The organism is Melaminivora sp., from assembly GCF_032059615.1.
Classification (GTDB): domain Bacteria; phylum Pseudomonadota; class Gammaproteobacteria; order Burkholderiales; family Burkholderiaceae_C; genus Melaminivora.
On the sequence record NZ_DAMCAM010000004.1, the window covers coordinates 16,362 to 33,039 of the forward strand.

Consider the following 16,678-nt stretch of genomic DNA (forward strand, 5'->3'; position numbering starts at 1 on the left):
TTTGTTTTTGATAGCTGACAGCGCTTGCCGAGCAAGGGTTTTCGCTCCCTCTCCCCCGTGGGGGAGAGGGCTGGGGTGAGGGGGTGGTTCGGGCACAACGCCCACTGCCGGCCCCCTCACCCCAGCCCTCTCCCGCGCGCGGGAGAGGGAGCGGGAGCGTCATCAACGGTGCTTGCGCCCGTCCTCGACGGCGCCGGTGGTGGCGTTGAAATAGACCTTGACGCGCGCGCCCTGGGCGTCGTAGCCCTTGACCTTGTAGCGGCCATGGTCGAGCTCAATCTCGTACAGGTCGCGGTAACCGGCGGCGCTGGCGCGGTCGTAGATGTCGCGGATGTTCAGGCGCGCAGCGGCAGCCGGGGTGGCTCTGGCCGGGGCGGCAACCGGTGCGCTGGTGGCAGCAGCCGGCGCGGCGCTTTGCGCCGAAGACTGCGCCGGGCTCTGGGCGTGGGCTGCGGGCAGCGCCAGGGCGGCAGTCGTGGCCAGGATCAGCAGGACGCGCTGGCGGAGGGACGAGGTGGTGTTCATGGTGTGCTCCAGAAAAGAGTCGAAGGGATTGGCGGGGTGCTACGCCAGCCTTGCCAGCCGGCGTGCCGCCAGTATGGAAAAGCGGCGCTGAACCTGGTCTGAAGGCTTTGTTCATCGCCCGTTCATCCGTGCCGCGCTACAACCACGGGGCATGGCACGCCGGTTTCTTCCCCTCTCTGTCCCCCTTTCCTGGCCCCGCTGGCGCCGCTGGCGCCGCCCGGCGGGCCGCCTGCTGCTGGCCGTGGCACTGGCGGCGTCGGCCTCGACCGGGCTGTACGCCGGCAGTGATGACCATGAGCGCGCCCGCCGGGCGCTGGAGCGCGGCGAGGTGCTGCCGCTGCGCGCCGTGCTCGAGCAGGTCGAGCGCACGCAGCAGGGCCAGGTGCTGAAAATCGAGTTCGAGCGCGACGACGGCCGTTACCTGTACAAAATCCGCCTGTTGCAGCCCGATGGCCGGGTTGCCAAGCTCAAGGTCGATGCGGTCGATGGCCGCGTGCTGTCCATCAAGCGCAAGCATCCCTGAAACCGTCCCTGGGGACCCCCCGCCCATGCGTATCCTGATCGTCGAAGACGAACCCCGCCTGCGCGCCCAGCTGGTGCAGGCCATCGCGGCTGCCGGCCATATTGCCGAGGAGGCCGCCGACGGCGAGCAGGCGCACTGGCTGGGCGAGGTCGAGACCTTCGATGCCGTGGTGCTCGACCTGGGCCTGCCCCGGCTCGACGGCCTGTCGGTGCTGCGCCGCTGGCGCGCTGCCGGGCGCACCATGCCGGTGCTGATCCTCACTGCGCGCGGCACTTGGCAGGAAAAGGTCGCCGGCATCGACGCCGGCGCCGACGACTACTTGGCCAAGCCTTTTCACCTGGAAGAACTGCTGGCCCGCCTGCGTGCCCTGCTGCGCCGCGACAGCCAGCACGCCAGCGCGCAGTGGCAGTGCGGCCCCCTGTGGCTGGACACGCGCGCCGCGCGCGCCCTGGTGGCCGGCCAGCCGCTGCAGCTGACCAGTCACGAATTCATGCTGCTGGCCCAGCTCATGCAGCGCCAGGGCGAGGTGCTCACGCGCACCGAGCTGTCCGAGCACCTGTACCCCGGCGGCAACGAGCGCGACTCCAACACCATTGAAGTATTCATCGCCCGGCTGCGGCGCAAGCTGCCCGCCGGCTGCATCGAGACCGTGCGCGGCCTGGGCTACCGGCTGGTGGCGCCCGGGCAGAGCGGCGACGCCAGCGCATGAAGGGCAGCGCCGCGACCGGCTCGCTGCGCCTGCGCCTGCTGGCCGGCACGCTGGCCTGGGTGCTGCTGACCGTGGCGCTGGCCGGCTGGGGCCTGCGCTCGCTGTTTCGCGAGCACATCGCCCAGCAATTGCAGGCGCAGTTGGTGCTGCAGCTCGACGCCCTGAGCGGCAATGTCGATTGGGACGATGCGGCGCAGCAGCCGCGCGTGGCGCTGCTGTCCGATGCCCGGCTGGGGCAGCCGCTGTCGGGCCTGTACTGGCAGATCGACCGCCTGGGCAGCGCGCCGCAGGTGGCGCTGGCGCGCTCGCGTTCGCTGTGGGACCAGGTGCTGCAGCTACCTGCCGTGCCGGGCGAATACCCCGCGCGCGGCCACCGCGTGCTGCGCCTGGCCGGCCCGCAGGGCCAGCAACTGTTGGCTGTGGCGCGCACGCTGGCGCTGCCCGAGGACGAGGCGCCGCTGCTGCGCCTGGTCGTGGCCGGCGACGAGGCGCTGCTGGCCGAGCCGCTGCAGCGCTTCACGCGCATGCTCCTGCTGGCGCTGTCCATGCTGGCACTGGGCCTGGCGCTGGCCGTGGCGCTGCAGCTGCAGCTGGCGCTGCGTCCGCTGGCCGTGCTGCGCCAGCGGCTGGCGGATGTGCGCCTGGGCCGCGCCGAGCGGCTGCAGGGGCAATTCCCGCAAGAGCTGACGCCGCTGGTCGATGAGTTCAATCATGTGCTGGCCGAGAACGCCGACATGGTGCAGCGCGCCCGCACCCAGGCCGGCAACCTGGCGCACGCCGTGCATACGCCGCTGGCCGTGCTGGCCAATGCCGCTGGGCAGGAATCCGGCCCGCTGGCGCAACTGGTGGCCGAGCAGGTGGCCAGCGCGCGCCGGCAGGTGGACTGGCACCTGGCGCGCGCCCGCGCTGCCGCCGCCGTGCGCGCCACCGGCCTGGCGACGCCGGTGCTGGAGCCGATCCGGGCGCTCCTGCGCACCATGAGCCGGCTGCACGCCGCGCGCGGCATCGCGTTCACGCTGGCACAGGGCGCGCAGGATCTGCCGTTTCGCGGCGAGGCGCAGGACTTGTACGAGCTGCTGGGCAATCTGCTGGACAACGCTGGCAAGTGGGCGTGCGCGCGTGTGCTGGTCGATGTGCAGCGCGCCGGGGCGCTGGCGTGCATCAGCGTCGATGACGACGGCCCTGGCATCCCCGAGGCCGAGCGCGCGCGCATGTTCGAGCGCGGCACGCGGCTCGATGAAGGCCAGCCCGGCTCCGGCTTGGGGCTGGACATCGTGCGCGCGCTGGTCGAGACCTATGGCGGCAGCGTGCAGGCGCAGGCCTCGGCGCTGGGTGGGGCGCGGCTGCTGTTGTGCCTGCCGATCAGTGATGGCTCCTGAAACGATAGCTACTGCCGCTTGCTGGGCAAGGGTTTGGGCTCCATCGCCTCTTGGGGGAGAGGGCGGGGGGTGAGGGGGTGGTTCGGGCGCAGCGCTCGGGAATACTGCATTTTTAATAGCTAATACCGCTTGCTGGACAAGGGTTTGGGCGGTTTTCTTCTCAACCCCAACCGGATGGCGGACCGGATGCGTCCGGCGCCTGGGCGCGCGCGTGCTCCCTGGCCAGCCTGGTTTGCTCGCGCAGCCAGCGCCAGAGGGCGGCGTCGCTCTCCTGCACGCGCTGCAGATCGTCTTTCATGCCCTGCGCCACCTGCTCCATCTGCGCCTGCAGCTGCTGCAGATCGTCGGCCAGGCGCCGGGGGTTGTCGCGCGCCAGCACACGCACGCCCAGCTCGTGCGACAGGCGCGCCTCCAGCCCGGCCAGCTCCTTGTCCAGCACGCCGACCTGGCGTTGCAGCAGCAGCGACAGCGCGGCCAGGCGGTCCTCGCCCAGGCGGGCGATCGCGCCCTCGTCCACCTGCTCGGCCGCCAGCTGCAGGCGCAAGAGCGCCAGCAGGTCGCCGCGCTCGTGGGCGGTGTTGGCCTGGCTCATCAGCGCCTGCTTGCGCTCGCGCTCGGCCGGGTCGCGCTCGCGGTCGGGATGCAGGGCGCTGGCCAGCTGGCGGTAGATGCTGCGCAAGGTGCCGCGCGCGTCCTGCTGGCGCTCTTGCTCCTGCTGCTGGCGCGCCGTGGGTTTGCGCCTGGCGCGGCGCGCGGCCCGGCGTTCGGCGGTGGCCTCGCGGCGCTCCTGCGCCTGGCGCAGCAGGATCTGCAACAGCTGCTCGGGCGACTGGATCTGGTCCAGGTCCGGCACCTGCGGCGGCTGGCCGGTCCATTCCTCGAACTGCACCAGCAGCGCCTGCAGGCTGGCCTGGCGTTCTTCCGGTGAGGCCGGGGGTGGCCGGTAGGCGTTTTGCAGCGGCTGCCAGGCCCGGCGCCCCGCCTCGTCCTGCGGCGCGGGCACGGACGGCACCAGGGCGCGCAGCAGCGTGCGGATCGCGCGCTGCTGGGGCGCGGTCAGCCCTTGCTCATCCTGCAGGCGTTCGTGCAGGCAGTGGGCCAGGGCCCGCTGCGCCTGGCCGGTGCGCCGGCGCAGGGCGTCCATGCGCTGCAGATGCGGGGCGCGCAGCGTGTCGGCGCTGTGCTGCAGACTCTCCAGCAGGCGCTCCAGGTCGTTCACCCGGGCCAGCAGGCGGTTGTACTTCTGCTGCGCCGGGCTCAGCGGCCGGATGGCGGCCGGCGCCACCTGCAGGCGCACCAGGCCCGCGGGCCCGTCGGCGGCGGTGGGGGCCGCATCTTCAGGACCGGGGGCGGGCGCGGCGGGGTGGGGGCAGGGGTCTGGCATGGGCGGGGACAGGAGCGTGAAGCCGCAGGGGCGGCTGGGGCGCGCCGACCGGCCGGCGGGCCCGGCGCATTGTCCCGCCCCGCCAGCCGGCGCGCCCGCGCTGGCAAAATTGCCCGCTTTGCCAGCCGGTCGCCCCGCCGCCGCTGCCCCCCCTTTCCGCTTCTTTGCCAGGAAACCCGCACGCATGTTCACCGGCATCGTCCAGGCCGTCGCCACCCTCGCCGCCATCGAAGACCGCGCCGGTCTGCGCACCTTCACCATCGCCTTTCCGGAAGGCTTTTGTGAGGGCCTGGCCATCGGCGCCAGCGTGGCCGTCGATGGCGTGTGCCTGACGGTCACGGAGATCGTCTCGCCCGTGCAGGCGCGCTTCGACGTCATGCAGCAGAGTCTGAACGTGACCACGCTGGGGCGCTACGCGCAGGGCGACCGCGTGAACGTGGAGCGCGCGGCCAGGGACGGCGCGGAGATCGGCGGCCACCCGCTGTCGGGCCACATCGATTGCACCGGCCAGCTGGCCAGCGTGCGCGAGTTCGACAACAACCTGGTCTGGCGCGTGAGCGTGCCCGCATCGCACCGGCGCTACATCTTCGCCAAGGGCTACATCGCCATCCACGGCGCCAGCCTCACGGTGGCCGAGGTGGACCGCCAGGAGGGCTGGTTCGAGGTCTGGCTGATCCCCGAGACGCGCCGCGCCACGGTGTTCGAGGGCAAGCGCGCGGGCGACCTGCTGAACATCGAGATCGAGCGCAGCACGCAGGTGGTGGTGGACACGGTGCGCGAGGCGGTGCATGAGCGCCTGGGCGCGCTGGAGCCGGTGCTGCAGGCGCTGTTGGCGGAAAAGGGCCTGTCGCTGGACGACTACCTGCCCCGGCCCGAGCTGCCCGCCGCCCCCCGCGCATGAGCGGCCACGCCGCGCCCCAGCCCCTGGCCGCGCGGCACCTGCCCGGCCTGCTGGCGGTGCAGCGCGCCTGCTATAGCGACGCCTACGTCGAGGCCGCCGAGGTCTATGCCCGCCGCCTGGCCAGCCCCGCCAACTGCTCGCTGGTGCTGGCCACGGCGCAGGGCCGGGTCTGCGCCTACCTGGCGGCCTACCGCTCGCGCCTGGGCCGTGTCACGCCGCTGCACGGCGACTTCGAGGCTGCGGCGCAGCCGGACACGCTGTACCTGCACGACATGGCCGTGCTGCCCGAATGCGCCGGCCAGGGCCTGGCCGGCGCGCTGCTGGCGGCCGTGCTGGCGCAGGCCCGCGCCGCCGGCTTGGCCCACGCCGCGCTGGTGGCCGTGCAGGGCTCGCAGCCGTGGTGGCAGCGGCGCGGCTTTGCCGCCTGCGCCCAGCTGCCCGCCGCCCAGCGCCAGCGCCTGGCCAGCTATGGCGAGCAGGCGGTATACATGACGTCGACGCTCCTGAATAGATAGTTGCAAGTCGTTGACCAGCAAGGGCTGTAGGCCAAAAACACTTCAAATTGCGAGCGATGCCCCGGCCCTCGCCATAATCCGCGCCATGCCCCACCGCTGGAAACCCAACGTCACCGTGGCCGCCATCGTCGAGCGGGATGGCCGCTTTCTGCTGGTCGAGGAAAACACCACGGATGGCTTGAAGCTCAACAATCCCGCCGGCCACCTGGACCCGGGCGAGTCGCCCCAGGACGCCTGCGCGCGCGAGGTGCTGGAAGAGACCGCCCACGACTTCGTGCCCGAGGCGCTGATCGGCGTCTATCTGAACCGCTTCATCAAGACCCGCACCGGCGACGACGTGACCTACATGCGCTTTGCCTTTGCCGGCCGCCTGGGCGCACACCACGCCTGGCGCGCGCTGGACGAGGGCATCGTGCGCACCGTGTGGATGACGGCCGACGAGATCCGCGCCTGCCCCGGGCGCCACCGCAGCCCGCTGCTGCTGCGCTCGCTGGAGGACTACCTGGCCGGCCAGCGCCACCCGTTGTCGCTGGTGCACACCGATGCGTCGGTGCTGCGGGTGGGGGCGACAGCCGCGCAGGCGTCCTGAGCATTCGCAAGGCCTTGGGCCCGCCGGGATAATCGCCCGCCTATGTCCAGCAAGAAGCAGCGCATCGTGGTCGGCCTGTCCGGCGGAGTGGATTCGGCCGTCACGGCGCATCTCTTGAAATCCCAGGGCCATGAGGTGGTCGGCATCTTCATGAAAAACTGGGAGGATGATGACGACAGCGAGCACTGCTCGTCGCGCCAGGACTTCCTGGATGCGGCCAGCGTCGCCGACGTGCTGGGCATCGAGATCGAGCACGTCAACTTCGCCGCCGAGTACAAGGACCGGGTGTTCGCCGAGTTCCTGCGCGAGTACCAGGCCGGGCGCACGCCGAACCCGGACGTCCTGTGCAACGCCGAGATCAAGTTCAAGGCCTTCCTGGACCATGCTTTTGCGCTGGGCGCCGAAAAAATCGCCACCGGCCACTACGCGCGCGTGCGCCACAACCCGGCCACCGGGTTGCACGAGCTGCTCAAGGGCCTGGATGCGTCCAAGGACCAGAGCTACTTTTTGCACCGCCTGAACCAGGCGCAGCTGGCACGCACGCTGTTCCCGGTGGGCGAGCTGGAAAAGACCGAGGTGCGCCGCATCGCCGCCGAGATCGGCCTGCCCAACGCGAAGAAGAAGGACTCCACCGGCATCTGCTTCATCGGCGAGCGGCCGTTCCGCGAATTCCTGAACCGCTACATCAGCCATGCACCCGGCCCCATCCTGGACGAACGCGGCCGCAAGCTGGGCCGCCACGTGGGCCTGTCCTTCTACACCCTGGGCCAGCGCCAGGGCTTGGGAATAGGCGGCGTGAAGGAAAAAGGCGCGCAGCGCGGCGGCGGCGAGCACGCGCCCTGGTTCGTCGCCCGCAAGGAGCTGGACACCAACACCCTGCGCGTGGTGCAGGGCCATGACCACCCCTGGCTGCTGTCGCACCGCCTGGCGGCCCAGGATGCCAGCTGGATCGCCGGCCGGCCACCCGCGCCGGGGCTGTGCGCGGCCAAGACGCGCTATCGCCAGCACGATGCGGCCTGCCGGGTGGAGCGGGCCGACCTGCAGGGCTTCGCGCTGGCTTTCGAGCAGGCGCAATGGGCCGTCACGCCGGGGCAGTCGGCCGTGCTCTACGACGGCGAGGTCTGCCTGGGCGGCGGCGTGATCGCCGCGATCGACCCCGAGGGCTGACCGCCCGGGCGCCGCCCTGCGCTGTCGCCTGCCGGACGGCGGGGGTAGTGAAAACCGCAACGCGCCCCTTCCGCCGCCGCATGAAAATGCTTCACCCGGCGGCACAACAATTTTCACGCTGCGCCGCCGTCGGGCTACCTACAGTCTCAAGCCGCGCGCAAACGGCGGCCGGCCATGCCGGCGGTGCGAAGCGCGCTTTTTTTGGTTCCGACACATCCGTACAACGACAGGGGACAAGGCATATGGCCTGGCAGCAAATCTACGACCCGTTAGGCAACATGGTCATTTCCACCGCGCTGGCTGCCGTGCCAGTGGTGGTCATGCTCGCGGCGCTAGGCTTCTTCCACATCAAGGCGCATATCGCCGCCGGTCTGGGCCTCATCGCCGCGCTGGTGGTGGCCATCTTCGTCTATGGCATGCCGGCGGACATGGCCGGGCGGGCCGCATTGTTCGGCGGCTTCACGGGCCTCTTGCCCATCGGCTGGATCGTGCTGAACATCATCTTCCTGCACCAGCTGACCGAGCAGAACGGCAGCTTCGCTGTGCTGCAGGATTCGCTCTCGGGCATCACGCAGGACCGGCGTATCCAGCTGCTCCTGATCGCGTTTTGCTTCGGCGCCTTCTTCGAGGGCGCGGCGGGCTTCGGCACTCCGGTGGCGGTGACCGCGGCCATCCTGATCGGCCTGGGCTTTTCGCCGCTGGCGGCCTCGGGCCTGTCCCTGATCGCCAATACCGCGCCGGTGGCCTTCGGCGCCCTGGGCACGCCGGTCATCACGCTGGCCAAGGTGCACGGCTACGACCTGATGGAGGTCACCGCCATGATCGGCCGCCAGTTGCCTGTGTTCTCGATGATCGTGCCGTTCTGGCTGATCTGGGCCTTCGCCGGGCGCAAGGGCATGATGGAAATCTGGCCGGCCATCCTGGTCACCGGCCTGTCGTTCGCCATTCCGCAGTACCTGGTGTCCAACTTCATCGGACCAGAGCTGGTGGACATCATCGCCGCCATCGTCTCCATGGCCTGCCTGGTGGGCTTTCTTCGCGTGTGGCAGCCCAAAAAGGTCTGGACCTCGCCCTCGCTGCGCGGCAACGACGTGAGCGCTGCCGAGGCCAAGCCGCCCAAGCCCGTCACCCAGCACAGCACCCAGGCGCTGATCGCCGCCTGGACGCCCTGGGTCATCCTGTCGGTGTTCGTCTTCATCTGGGGCCTGCCTTCGGTCAAGGCCTGGATGAACGGCATCTTCGCGCCCGCCTTCCCCATGGAAGGGCTGCACAACCTGGTCGAGAAGGTGCCGCCCGTGGTGCCCCAGCCGACCAAGGAAGGCGCCGTCTACACGCTGAACCTGCTGTCGGCGACCGGCACCGGCATCCTGCTGTCGGCCATCGTGAGCGCGCTGGTCATGAAGTACAACCCGGTGGCCATCGTGCGCACCTTCTTCAAGACGCTGTGGCTGGTGAAGTATTCGCTGCTGACCATCGTGCTGATGCTGGCCCTGGGCACGCTCACGCGCTACTCGGGCACCGACACCACGCTGGGCCTGGCATTTGCCAACACCGGCGTGCTGTACCCGTTCTTTGGCACGCTGATGGGCTGGCTGGGCGTGGCACTCACCGGCTCGGACACGGCCTCCAACGTGCTGTTCGGCGGCATGCAGAAGGTGGCGGCCGAGCAGCTGGGCCTGTCGCCCAACCTGATGGGCGCGGCCAACAGCTCGGGCGGCGTGATGGGCAAGATGATCGACGCGCAGTCCATCGTCGTGGCCTCGACCGCCACGCGCTGGTTCAACCGCGAAGGCGACATCCTGCGCTATGTGTTCTTCCACTCGATCGCGCTGGCCTGCCTGGTGGGCTTGTACGTGACGCTGCAAGCCTATGTCTGGCCGTTCTCGCTGACCGTGGTGCATTGACCACGGCGGCGACCTGCCGGCACTGAACTGCACGAGCCACGGGCGCCTTCGGTGTCCGTGGCTTTTCTGCTTTTGGCAATGTGCAAATAAGTGTCTTCAATTGAAAGTCTTTATTGTTATCGCTGCTTGGTTAGGTAGAGTCACCGTCTGATTTGGTTTTTCCGCAAAAGCGGTTAAAACGGCCCCGAACCTCCAACAGCAGAGCAGCAGCCATGCCTTCACCCGCCCCGCAACAAAGCGGCAGCTACCCCATCGATGCCACCTACGCCCGGCGCCTGCAGTGCACGCGCCAGTGGCGCGGCTTCCTGGCCGCACTGGGGCAGGAATTCGCCGAGGCGTTGCCGCCCGGAGAGCTGCATGCCCTGATGGCGCGCATCGGCACGCGCTTTGCCGTGCAGCAGAACCTGGGCAACTGCGAGACCATCGCTGCGCTGCAGGACGCCATGAACCAGGTCTGGGAAGGGCTGGACTGGGGCTTTGCCGAACTGGCCCAGACCCCGGCAGGCATGGAAGTGCATCACCGCTTCTCTCCCCTGGCAGCAGCCTTCGGCAACAGCGAGGAGGGCTGGGCTACCGGCTTCCTGCAAGGGGTCTACCAGCAATGGTTCGAGGCTGCCGGCGCCGGCGGCCTGCGGGTGCAGGTCACCGCGCCGCTGGATACGCTGGGCAGCGCCCGCCTGCGTCTGGCCACTGCCTGAACACGCCATGGCCGGACAACAGCCCAAGGACATCGTTCACCTCTACCAGGAGTTCGGCGGCCGTCCCGACTCCTACCAGGAGCTGACCCGCACCCGGGCGGCCGAGCAGGCGCGCGAGCGCTGGCCACTGATCTCCCGCCTGGAAGAGCTGCCACCCGGCGCGGCCGTGCCGCCGGTGCGGCCCGACGAGCCGGCCGGCGACGCCCAGCTGGATTGGCGCGCGGCCCCGGTGCCGGCGCTGCGCCCCCCGCAGGAGCGCGTCGAGCCGGGCGGCCCCTGGCCGGCCCTGGGGGCGGGCCCTGTGCCGGCCGCCTGCGACGCGCCCCGGCTGGCGGCTGCACCAGCACCGCTGCCCTGGCTGCCGCATGGTCCGTCCGGCGCGGCGCCAGCGCCGAAGCCCCCGCAACCACCTTTGCCGTCGCCGTCGCCGTCACCAGCGCCAGCGCCAGCGCCAGCGCCAGCGGCTCTGCCCTGGGCGCGCAGTGAAAGCCCGCCGCCTCACCGAAGCGTCCCGCCCTCCGGGCCAGCCCCGGCTCCCGCGCGACACCGGCAGGACGCAGCGGCACCACAGCCGACGCCCTCGCCGCTGTTTCGCCCGCCTGAGCCCCAGGCGCAAGAGCCTGCTGCGGCCCGTCCGGCAGCCGGGCAGGCGGCAACGAACCCGCTGTTCGCCTCCCCGCCCGCCGCGGCCCGGCAGGCTCCGGCCGCCAGGCCCGCGCCACCTGCGCCGCCCGCCCGTCCCTGGCAGGCGCCGGAGCCCGGGCCTGCCGCCACGGCCAGGCCGGAGGCAACGCCCGCTCCCGCATCCAGCTCCGGCTTCGACCCCGCATCGCAGCCCAGCGGTCTGCGGGGCGCATCCCCGCTGGCGCGGCTGGCGCAGAGAGTGGCACAGCCGGCCCCGGATACTCGTCCGGCGGGCCTGCAGTCCTTCTTCGCCCGGCTGACGGGTCATGAGCGCCCATGAAGATCCTGGCCGTCGCTTCCGCCAAAGGAGGGGTGGGCAAGACCACCGTCACCGAAAGCCTGGCCGTCGCGCTGTCGCGCCTGACGCACCGCACCGTGCTGGCCGTGGACCTGGACCCGCAGAATGCCTTGGCACTGCACCTGGGGGTGGACCCGCAGGAGCTGCGCGGCCTGTCGCGCTCGAGCCTGGCGGGCCAGGACTGGCGCGCCGTGTGCTTCGAGCGCCATGAGGGCGTTTATGCCCTGCCGTTTGGCGTGGTGACCGAGGAAGACCGCACGACGCTGGAGGCGCAGATCGCCGCCGAGCCGCGCTGGCTGGCACAGCAGCTGCACGCGCTCGACCTGCCGGACGACGCGCTGGTATTGCTGGACACGCCGCCCGGCCCCTCGGTGTATGGCCAGCAGGCGCTCAGCACCGCGCAGTGGGTGGTGGTGGTGATGCTGGCGGACGCGGCGTCCTACGCCACCATGCCGCTCATGCAGCGCATGGTGCAGACCTACTGCACGCCCCGGCCCGAATTCGCCGGCGCGTTTTACCTGCTCAACCAGCTCAACTCCGCGCGCCAGCTCTCGCAGGACATCCTGCGCGTGCTGCGCGAGTCGGTGGGCGACAGCTACCTGGGCGCCATCCACGCCGACGAGGCCGTGCCCGAGGCACTGGCGCTGGGCCAGAGCGTGCTCGACCACGGGCCCTACAGCCAGGCACGCCACGACATCATGGCCCTCGCCTCTGCCCTGGCCGAGCGCATGCAGGTGCTGCCCGCCGCGCATCACCCGGGGCGAGGCAGCCAGTGACCACCGACAACCGCACCGCCGCCGACGAGGTCGCCGACCTCGACCCGAACAGTTTCCAGGCCCGCTGGCGCCGCGCCGTGCATCGCCTGGCCGACGCGCCGCTGTGGCACCACCCGCTGGCCCGCCTGGTGGCGGTGGTGCTGTCGGCGCTGCTACTGTCCATCGTGGTCAGCGTGCCGCTGGACCTGACGGGGCAGCTGCTGTTCTCTGCGGGCAGTTTCGCTGGCGCCCTGCTGCTCAACCGCACGCCGGGGCGGCTGACCACACTGGCCATGATCGTGCTGTCGATCACCGCCTCCACGCGCTACATGTACTGGCGCGTAACCGAGACCACGGGGTTCACCAACATCGTCGACGGCTTCTTCGGCTTCGGCCTGGTGGCGGCCGAGCTCTACGCCTTCCTGGTGCTGCTGATCGGCTACTTCCAGACGGCCTGGCCGCTGCAGCGCAAACCCGTGCCCCTGCCGGCCGACACGCAGACGTGGCCCAGCGTGGATGTCTTCATCCCGACCTACAACGAGCCGCTGGACGTGGTCAAGCAGACGGTGTTTTCGGCCATGCAGATGGACTGGCCGGCCGATCGCCTGCACGTGTACGTGCTCGACGATGGGCGGCGTGCCGAATTCCGGGCCTTCTGCGAAGCCCTGGGGGTGGGCTACCTCACGCGCAGCGACAACGACCACGCCAAGGCGGGCAACATCAATGCGGCGCTGGCCGTCACCAGTTCGGAATACGTTGCCATCTTCGACTGCGACCACATCCCCACGCGCTCCTTCCTGCAAGTGTGCATGGGCTGGTTCCTGCGCGACCCGCAGCTGGCCATGCTGCAGACGCCGCACCACTTCTTCTCGCCCGACCCGTTCGAGAAGAACCTGGATACCTTCCACGCCATGCCCAACGAGGGCGAGCTGTTCTACGGCGTGGTGCAGGACGGCAACGACCTATGGAACGCCTCGTTTTTCTGCGGCTCGTGCGCCGTCATCCGGCGCGGCCCACTGCTGGAGGTGGGCGGCGTGGCGGTGGAGACCGTGACCGAGGACGCGCACACCGCGCTCAAGCTCAGCCGCCTGGGCTACAACACCGCCTACCTGGAGCTGCCCCAGGCGGCCGGCCTGGCCACCGAGAGCCTGTCGGCCCACGTGGGCCAGCGCATCCGCTGGGCGCGCGGCATGGCGCAGATCTTCCGTGTGGACAACCCGTTGCTGGGCAAGGGCCTGAACTGGGGCCAGCGCCTGTGCTACCTCAACGCCATGCTGCACTTCTTCAACGGCCTGCCGCGGCTGGTGTTCCTGACGGCGCCGCTGGCCTACCTGTTCTTCGGCGCGCACGTGTTCCAGGCCACGGCGATGTTGATCACCGCCTACGCCCTGCCGCACCTGGCGCACGCCAGCATCACCAACTCGCGCATCCAGGGGCGTTTTCGCTACTCGTTCTGGAATGAGGTCTACGAGTCGGTGCTGGCCTGGTACATCATGCGCCCGGTCATGCTGGCCGTGCTCAACCCCAAGCTGGGCAAATTCAACGTCACGGCCAAGGGCGGCGTCATCGAGCGCTCCTACTTTGATTGGTCCATCGCCAGGCCCTACCTGGTGCTGCTGCTCATCAACCTGCTGGGTTTCGCCGTGGGCATAGGGCGGCTGCTGGTGGCGCCCAGCAGCGAGGTCGTCACCACGGTGCTCATCAACATGCTCTGGACGCTCTACAACATCGTCCTGGCCAGCGCCAGCCTGGCCGTGGCCAGCGAGACGCGCCAGGTGCGCAGCACGCCGCGCGTGGCCACCGTGATGCCGGCGGCGCTGCGCTTTGCCGACGGGCGCACGCTGATGTGCGAGACCGATGACTTCTCGCAAGGCGGCGTGGGCCTGCAGGTGCCGCCAGACTTTTCCCTGCCGCTGGGCACGGCGGTGCAGGTGTCGCTGATGCGCTCACAGGAGGAGGGCACTTTCCCGGCCCACGTCACCTTCAGCGCGCGCGGGCGCATCGGCCTGGCCTTTGCCGAGCTGAACCTGCAGCAGCAGGCCGACCTCACGCGCCTGACGTTCGCGCGCGCCGACGCCTGGCTCGACTTCTGGGGCAACCGCCGGCGCGACAAGCCCCTGCGCTCGCTCAGGAGCGTGATGCGCGTCGGGTTGCGCGGTCTGCGCCAGGTGGTGGGCAACCTGGGCAACATCGTGCGCGGACGCCGCGAGCTGCTCGACCCGCAGGAAGAATTCAGGAAGACCAAACCCTCGCAAATCACCATGAAAACGGAGAAAACCGCATGACCGCCGCTTCCATGGCACGCCCGGCTGCGCCGGCACTGCTGCTGGCGGCCCTGCTGGCCATGGCGGCGCCGGCCTCTGCCCAGGGCGCGCCCACGCCCCGCGCGCTGCCGGCGGCGCAGGCCGAGGGCCAGCTGCCCGGCCAGACCCAGGGCGCACCGGGGCGCAGCTACAAGGTCACCTTCCGCCAGCTCGGCGCGGTCTTTCCGATGCAACTGCACGGCGTGCAGGGCTCCAGCGGCGTGCAGTTCGGTGTGCGCAGCGACGAGGTCGTCACTGGCGCGCGCCTGCACCTGAACTACGCCTATTCGCCCGCGCTGATCCCCTCGCTGTCGCACATCCGGGTGCTGGTCAACGAGCAGGTGGTGGCCACCATCCCGGTACCCAACGAGCAGGGCGGGCAGAACCTGCAGCGTGTGATCGACATCCCGCCCCGGGTCATCGGTGAGTTCAACCGGCTCAACATCGAGCTGATTGGCCACTACACCATGGAGTGCGAGGACCCCGCTCACTCCAGCCTGTGGGCCAACGTCGGCAACGACAGCGTGCTGGAGCTGGCTGTCAATCCGCTGGCCCTGCCCAACGACCTGGCCTTTCTGCCCGAGCCTTTCTTTGACCGGCGCGACGCCCGCCAGCTGGTCATGCCCATCGTCTTCGCCCGCCCGCCCGACGCCGCGCAGCTGGAGGCCGCGGGCACCGTGTCCTCGTGGTTCGGGGCACTGGCAGGCTTTCGCGGGGCGAGCTTTCCGACCTCGATCGGGCAGCTGCCCCTGCGCGGCCATGCCGTGGTGCTGGCGCTTGGAACGGGCGTGCAGGAGCTGGGTGGCCTGGGCCTGCCGACCCCGACGGGCCCCACCATCACCATGGCCACCCACCCGTCGGACCCGGCCTCCAAGGTGCTGGTCATCAGCGGCCGCGACGCGGCCGAGCTCAAGCGCGCTGCGGCCTCGCTCGCCCTGGGCTCGGCAGCACTGTCGGGGCCGTCGGCCACCATTGCCGCCTTCAAGGACACCGAGCCGCGCCAGCCCTACGACGCGCCCAACTGGCTCTCACGCGAGCGGCCGGTCAAGTTCGGCGAGCTGGTCGATGCCGACATGCTCAGCGTCTCCGGCTATTCGCCCGACCTGATCCGGGTCAACTTTCAGGTGCCACCAGACCTGTTCGGCTGGCGCAAGCGCGACATCCCCGTGCGCCTCAAATACCGCTACACGGCGCGGCCGGCGGCGGACAAGTCGACGCTCAACATCAACGTCAACCAGCAGTTCCTGCGCTCGCTGCCGCTGCGCGCGATAAGCCATGCCAAGCCCAGCCGCATCGAAGGCTGGCTCAACCAGGCCTTGCCCGCGGGCGACCTGCTGCCGGCCGAAGACCTGTTCAAGGTGCCACTGTTCAAGTTGACGGCGCGCAACCAGCTGCAGTTCCACTACTACCACGACGTCGTCAAGGAGGGCGCCTGCAAAGACGTGCTGCTGGACAACGTGCGCGGCACCGTGGAGCCCGATTCGACCATCGACATCACGGGCTTTTCGCACTTCATGGCGATGCCCGACCTGGCGGCCTTCGCCAACAGCGGATTTCCGTTCTCGCGCCTGGCCGACCTGTCGCAGACGGCCGTGGTGCTGCCGGCGCGGCCCGAGGCGGCCGACTACAGTGCCTACCTCTTGCTCATGGGCCTGATGGGCAACGTCACCGGCTACCCGGCGCATGCCGCCACGGTGGCGCTGGGCACCGAGCTGCTGCCCCAGCTGGCCGACAAGGACCTGCTGGTGCTGGCCACCGGCGGCAACGTCCAGTTGCTCACCCAGTGGGCCGACCGCCTGCCGTTCAGCCTGAAGGAAGGCGCCAAGGGCTTCCGGCTGTCCGACTATGCGTCGCACCTGTTCAACTGGTTCGATCCGGACGAGCGCGACCGGGTACGCCGCGCGCGCAGCGAGATCGTCTTCTCCAGCAGCAGCAGTGATGCCGTGATCGCCGGTCTGGAATCGCCCTACCAGAAGGGCCGCAGCGTGGTGCTGCTGGCCAGCCACCAGGCGGCGGGGCTGCAGCAGGCGATGGACGCGCTGCTGGACCCGGACCTGCTCAAGCGCATCCAGGGTAGCGCGGCCGTGGTGCGCGGCAAGCAGGTCAGCAGCCTGCTGGCCGAGCCGGCGTACTACGTTGGCCGGCTCGACCCGTTCACCTACGTGCAATGGTGGCTGTCGCGCAACCCGTTGAGCATGGTGCTGCTGGGGGTGACGGGTGCCTTGCTGGTCGGCTTCCTGCTTTACATTGCGCTGCGTGCCCGCGCCCGTGCCCGGCTGCGCATGCAGCACAAGTGAAGCGTCGGCCTGCGCCCGGGCCGGGCGGCACATGGCTTGCGAAAGGC

15 protein-coding genes are annotated in these 16,678 nt (G+C 70.1%); 13 read left to right on the forward strand and 2 right to left on the reverse strand.

The window, feature by feature from the left end:
- Nucleotides 1-162: 162 nt before the first annotated feature.
- Nucleotides 163-525, reverse strand: coding sequence for a PepSY domain-containing protein (locus RT051_RS01560; protein ID WP_313070339.1), 363 nt, complete (start codon nucleotides 523-525; stop codon nucleotides 163-165).
- A gap of 241 nt (nucleotides 526-766) precedes the next feature.
- Between RT051_RS01560 and RT051_RS01565 the strand changes: the two genes are divergently transcribed.
- Genes RT051_RS01565 through RT051_RS01575 form a run of 3 tightly spaced genes read left to right on the forward strand, consistent with a single transcriptional unit; the run spans nucleotide 767 to nucleotide 3,136 of the window.
- Complete coding sequence (locus tag RT051_RS01565) at nucleotides 767-1,048, forward strand: PepSY domain-containing protein (protein WP_313070342.1); 282 nt, start codon at nucleotides 767-769, stop codon at nucleotides 1,046-1,048.
- Nucleotides 1,049-1,073: 25 nt separating this feature from the next.
- Nucleotides 1,074-1,757 carry a response regulator transcription factor gene (locus RT051_RS01570; protein ID WP_313070344.1) on the forward strand — a complete coding sequence of 228 codons (684 nt, stop codon included), beginning with the start codon at nucleotides 1,074-1,076 and terminating at the stop codon, nucleotides 1,755-1,757.
- Entirely contained in the window at nucleotides 1,754-3,136 is a 1,383-nt protein-coding gene (locus RT051_RS01575; protein ID WP_313070347.1) for a sensor histidine kinase, read from the forward strand. Before RT051_RS01570 ends, RT051_RS01575 begins: the two co-directional genes overlap by 4 nt.
- A 160-nt stretch (nucleotides 3,137-3,296) precedes the next feature.
- Here RT051_RS01575 and RT051_RS01580 read toward each other — a convergent pair whose 3' ends face one another.
- Nucleotides 3,297-4,520 carry a hypothetical protein gene (locus tag RT051_RS01580; RefSeq protein ID WP_313070349.1) on the reverse strand — a complete coding sequence of 408 codons (1,224 nt, stop codon included), beginning with the start codon at nucleotides 4,518-4,520 and terminating at the stop codon, nucleotides 3,297-3,299.
- 184 nt (nucleotides 4,521-4,704) lie between these two features.
- Between RT051_RS01580 and RT051_RS01585 the strand changes: the two genes are divergently transcribed.
- The 10 genes from RT051_RS01585 (at nucleotide 4,705) to bcsB (ending at nucleotide 16,631) form a co-directional block, all read left to right on the forward strand.
- Complete coding sequence (locus tag RT051_RS01585) at nucleotides 4,705-5,421, forward strand: riboflavin synthase subunit alpha (RefSeq protein WP_313070352.1); 717 nt, start codon at nucleotides 4,705-4,707, stop codon at nucleotides 5,419-5,421.
- Nucleotides 5,418-5,936 carry a GNAT family N-acetyltransferase gene (locus RT051_RS01590; protein WP_313070355.1) on the forward strand — a complete coding sequence of 173 codons (519 nt, stop codon included), beginning with the start codon at nucleotides 5,418-5,420 and terminating at the stop codon, nucleotides 5,934-5,936. Before RT051_RS01585 ends, RT051_RS01590 begins: the two co-directional genes overlap by 4 nt.
- Before the next feature lie 85 nt (nucleotides 5,937-6,021).
- Nucleotides 6,022-6,525: an NUDIX hydrolase gene (locus tag RT051_RS01595; protein WP_313070358.1), complete on the forward strand. Its 504-nt coding sequence runs from the start codon at nucleotides 6,022-6,024 to the stop codon at nucleotides 6,523-6,525.
- A gap of 42 nt (nucleotides 6,526-6,567) precedes the next feature.
- Complete coding sequence (mnmA, locus tag RT051_RS01600) at nucleotides 6,568-7,692, forward strand: tRNA 2-thiouridine(34) synthase MnmA (RefSeq protein WP_313070361.1); 1,125 nt, start codon at nucleotides 6,568-6,570, stop codon at nucleotides 7,690-7,692.
- Between the two features lie 242 nt (nucleotides 7,693-7,934).
- Entirely contained in the window at nucleotides 7,935-9,596 is a 1,662-nt protein-coding gene (locus tag RT051_RS01605; RefSeq protein ID WP_313070364.1) for an L-lactate permease, read from the forward strand.
- A 212-nt stretch (nucleotides 9,597-9,808) separates the two neighbouring features.
- A complete protein-coding gene (gene bcsD / locus RT051_RS01610) occupies nucleotides 9,809-10,294 on the forward strand; it encodes a cellulose biosynthesis protein BcsD (RefSeq protein WP_313070367.1) in 486 nt (161 codons plus the stop codon).
- 7 nt (nucleotides 10,295-10,301) lie between these two features.
- Entirely contained in the window at nucleotides 10,302-11,258 is a 957-nt protein-coding gene (bcsP, locus tag RT051_RS01615) for a cellulose biosynthesis protein BcsP (protein WP_313070370.1), read from the forward strand.
- Complete coding sequence (gene bcsQ, locus RT051_RS01620) at nucleotides 11,255-12,052, forward strand: cellulose biosynthesis protein BcsQ (protein WP_313070372.1); 798 nt, start codon at nucleotides 11,255-11,257, stop codon at nucleotides 12,050-12,052. Before bcsP ends, bcsQ begins: the two co-directional genes overlap by 4 nt.
- Entirely contained in the window at nucleotides 12,049-14,316 is a 2,268-nt protein-coding gene (bcsA, locus tag RT051_RS01625; protein ID WP_313070375.1) for a UDP-forming cellulose synthase catalytic subunit, read from the forward strand. The genes bcsQ and bcsA overlap by 4 nt, the downstream gene beginning before the upstream one ends.
- Entirely contained in the window at nucleotides 14,313-16,631 is a 2,319-nt protein-coding gene (gene bcsB, locus RT051_RS01630) for a cellulose biosynthesis cyclic di-GMP-binding regulatory protein BcsB (protein ID WP_313070378.1), read from the forward strand. The genes bcsA and bcsB overlap by 4 nt, the downstream gene beginning before the upstream one ends.
- The last annotated feature ends 47 nt before the right edge of the window (nucleotides 16,632-16,678 follow it).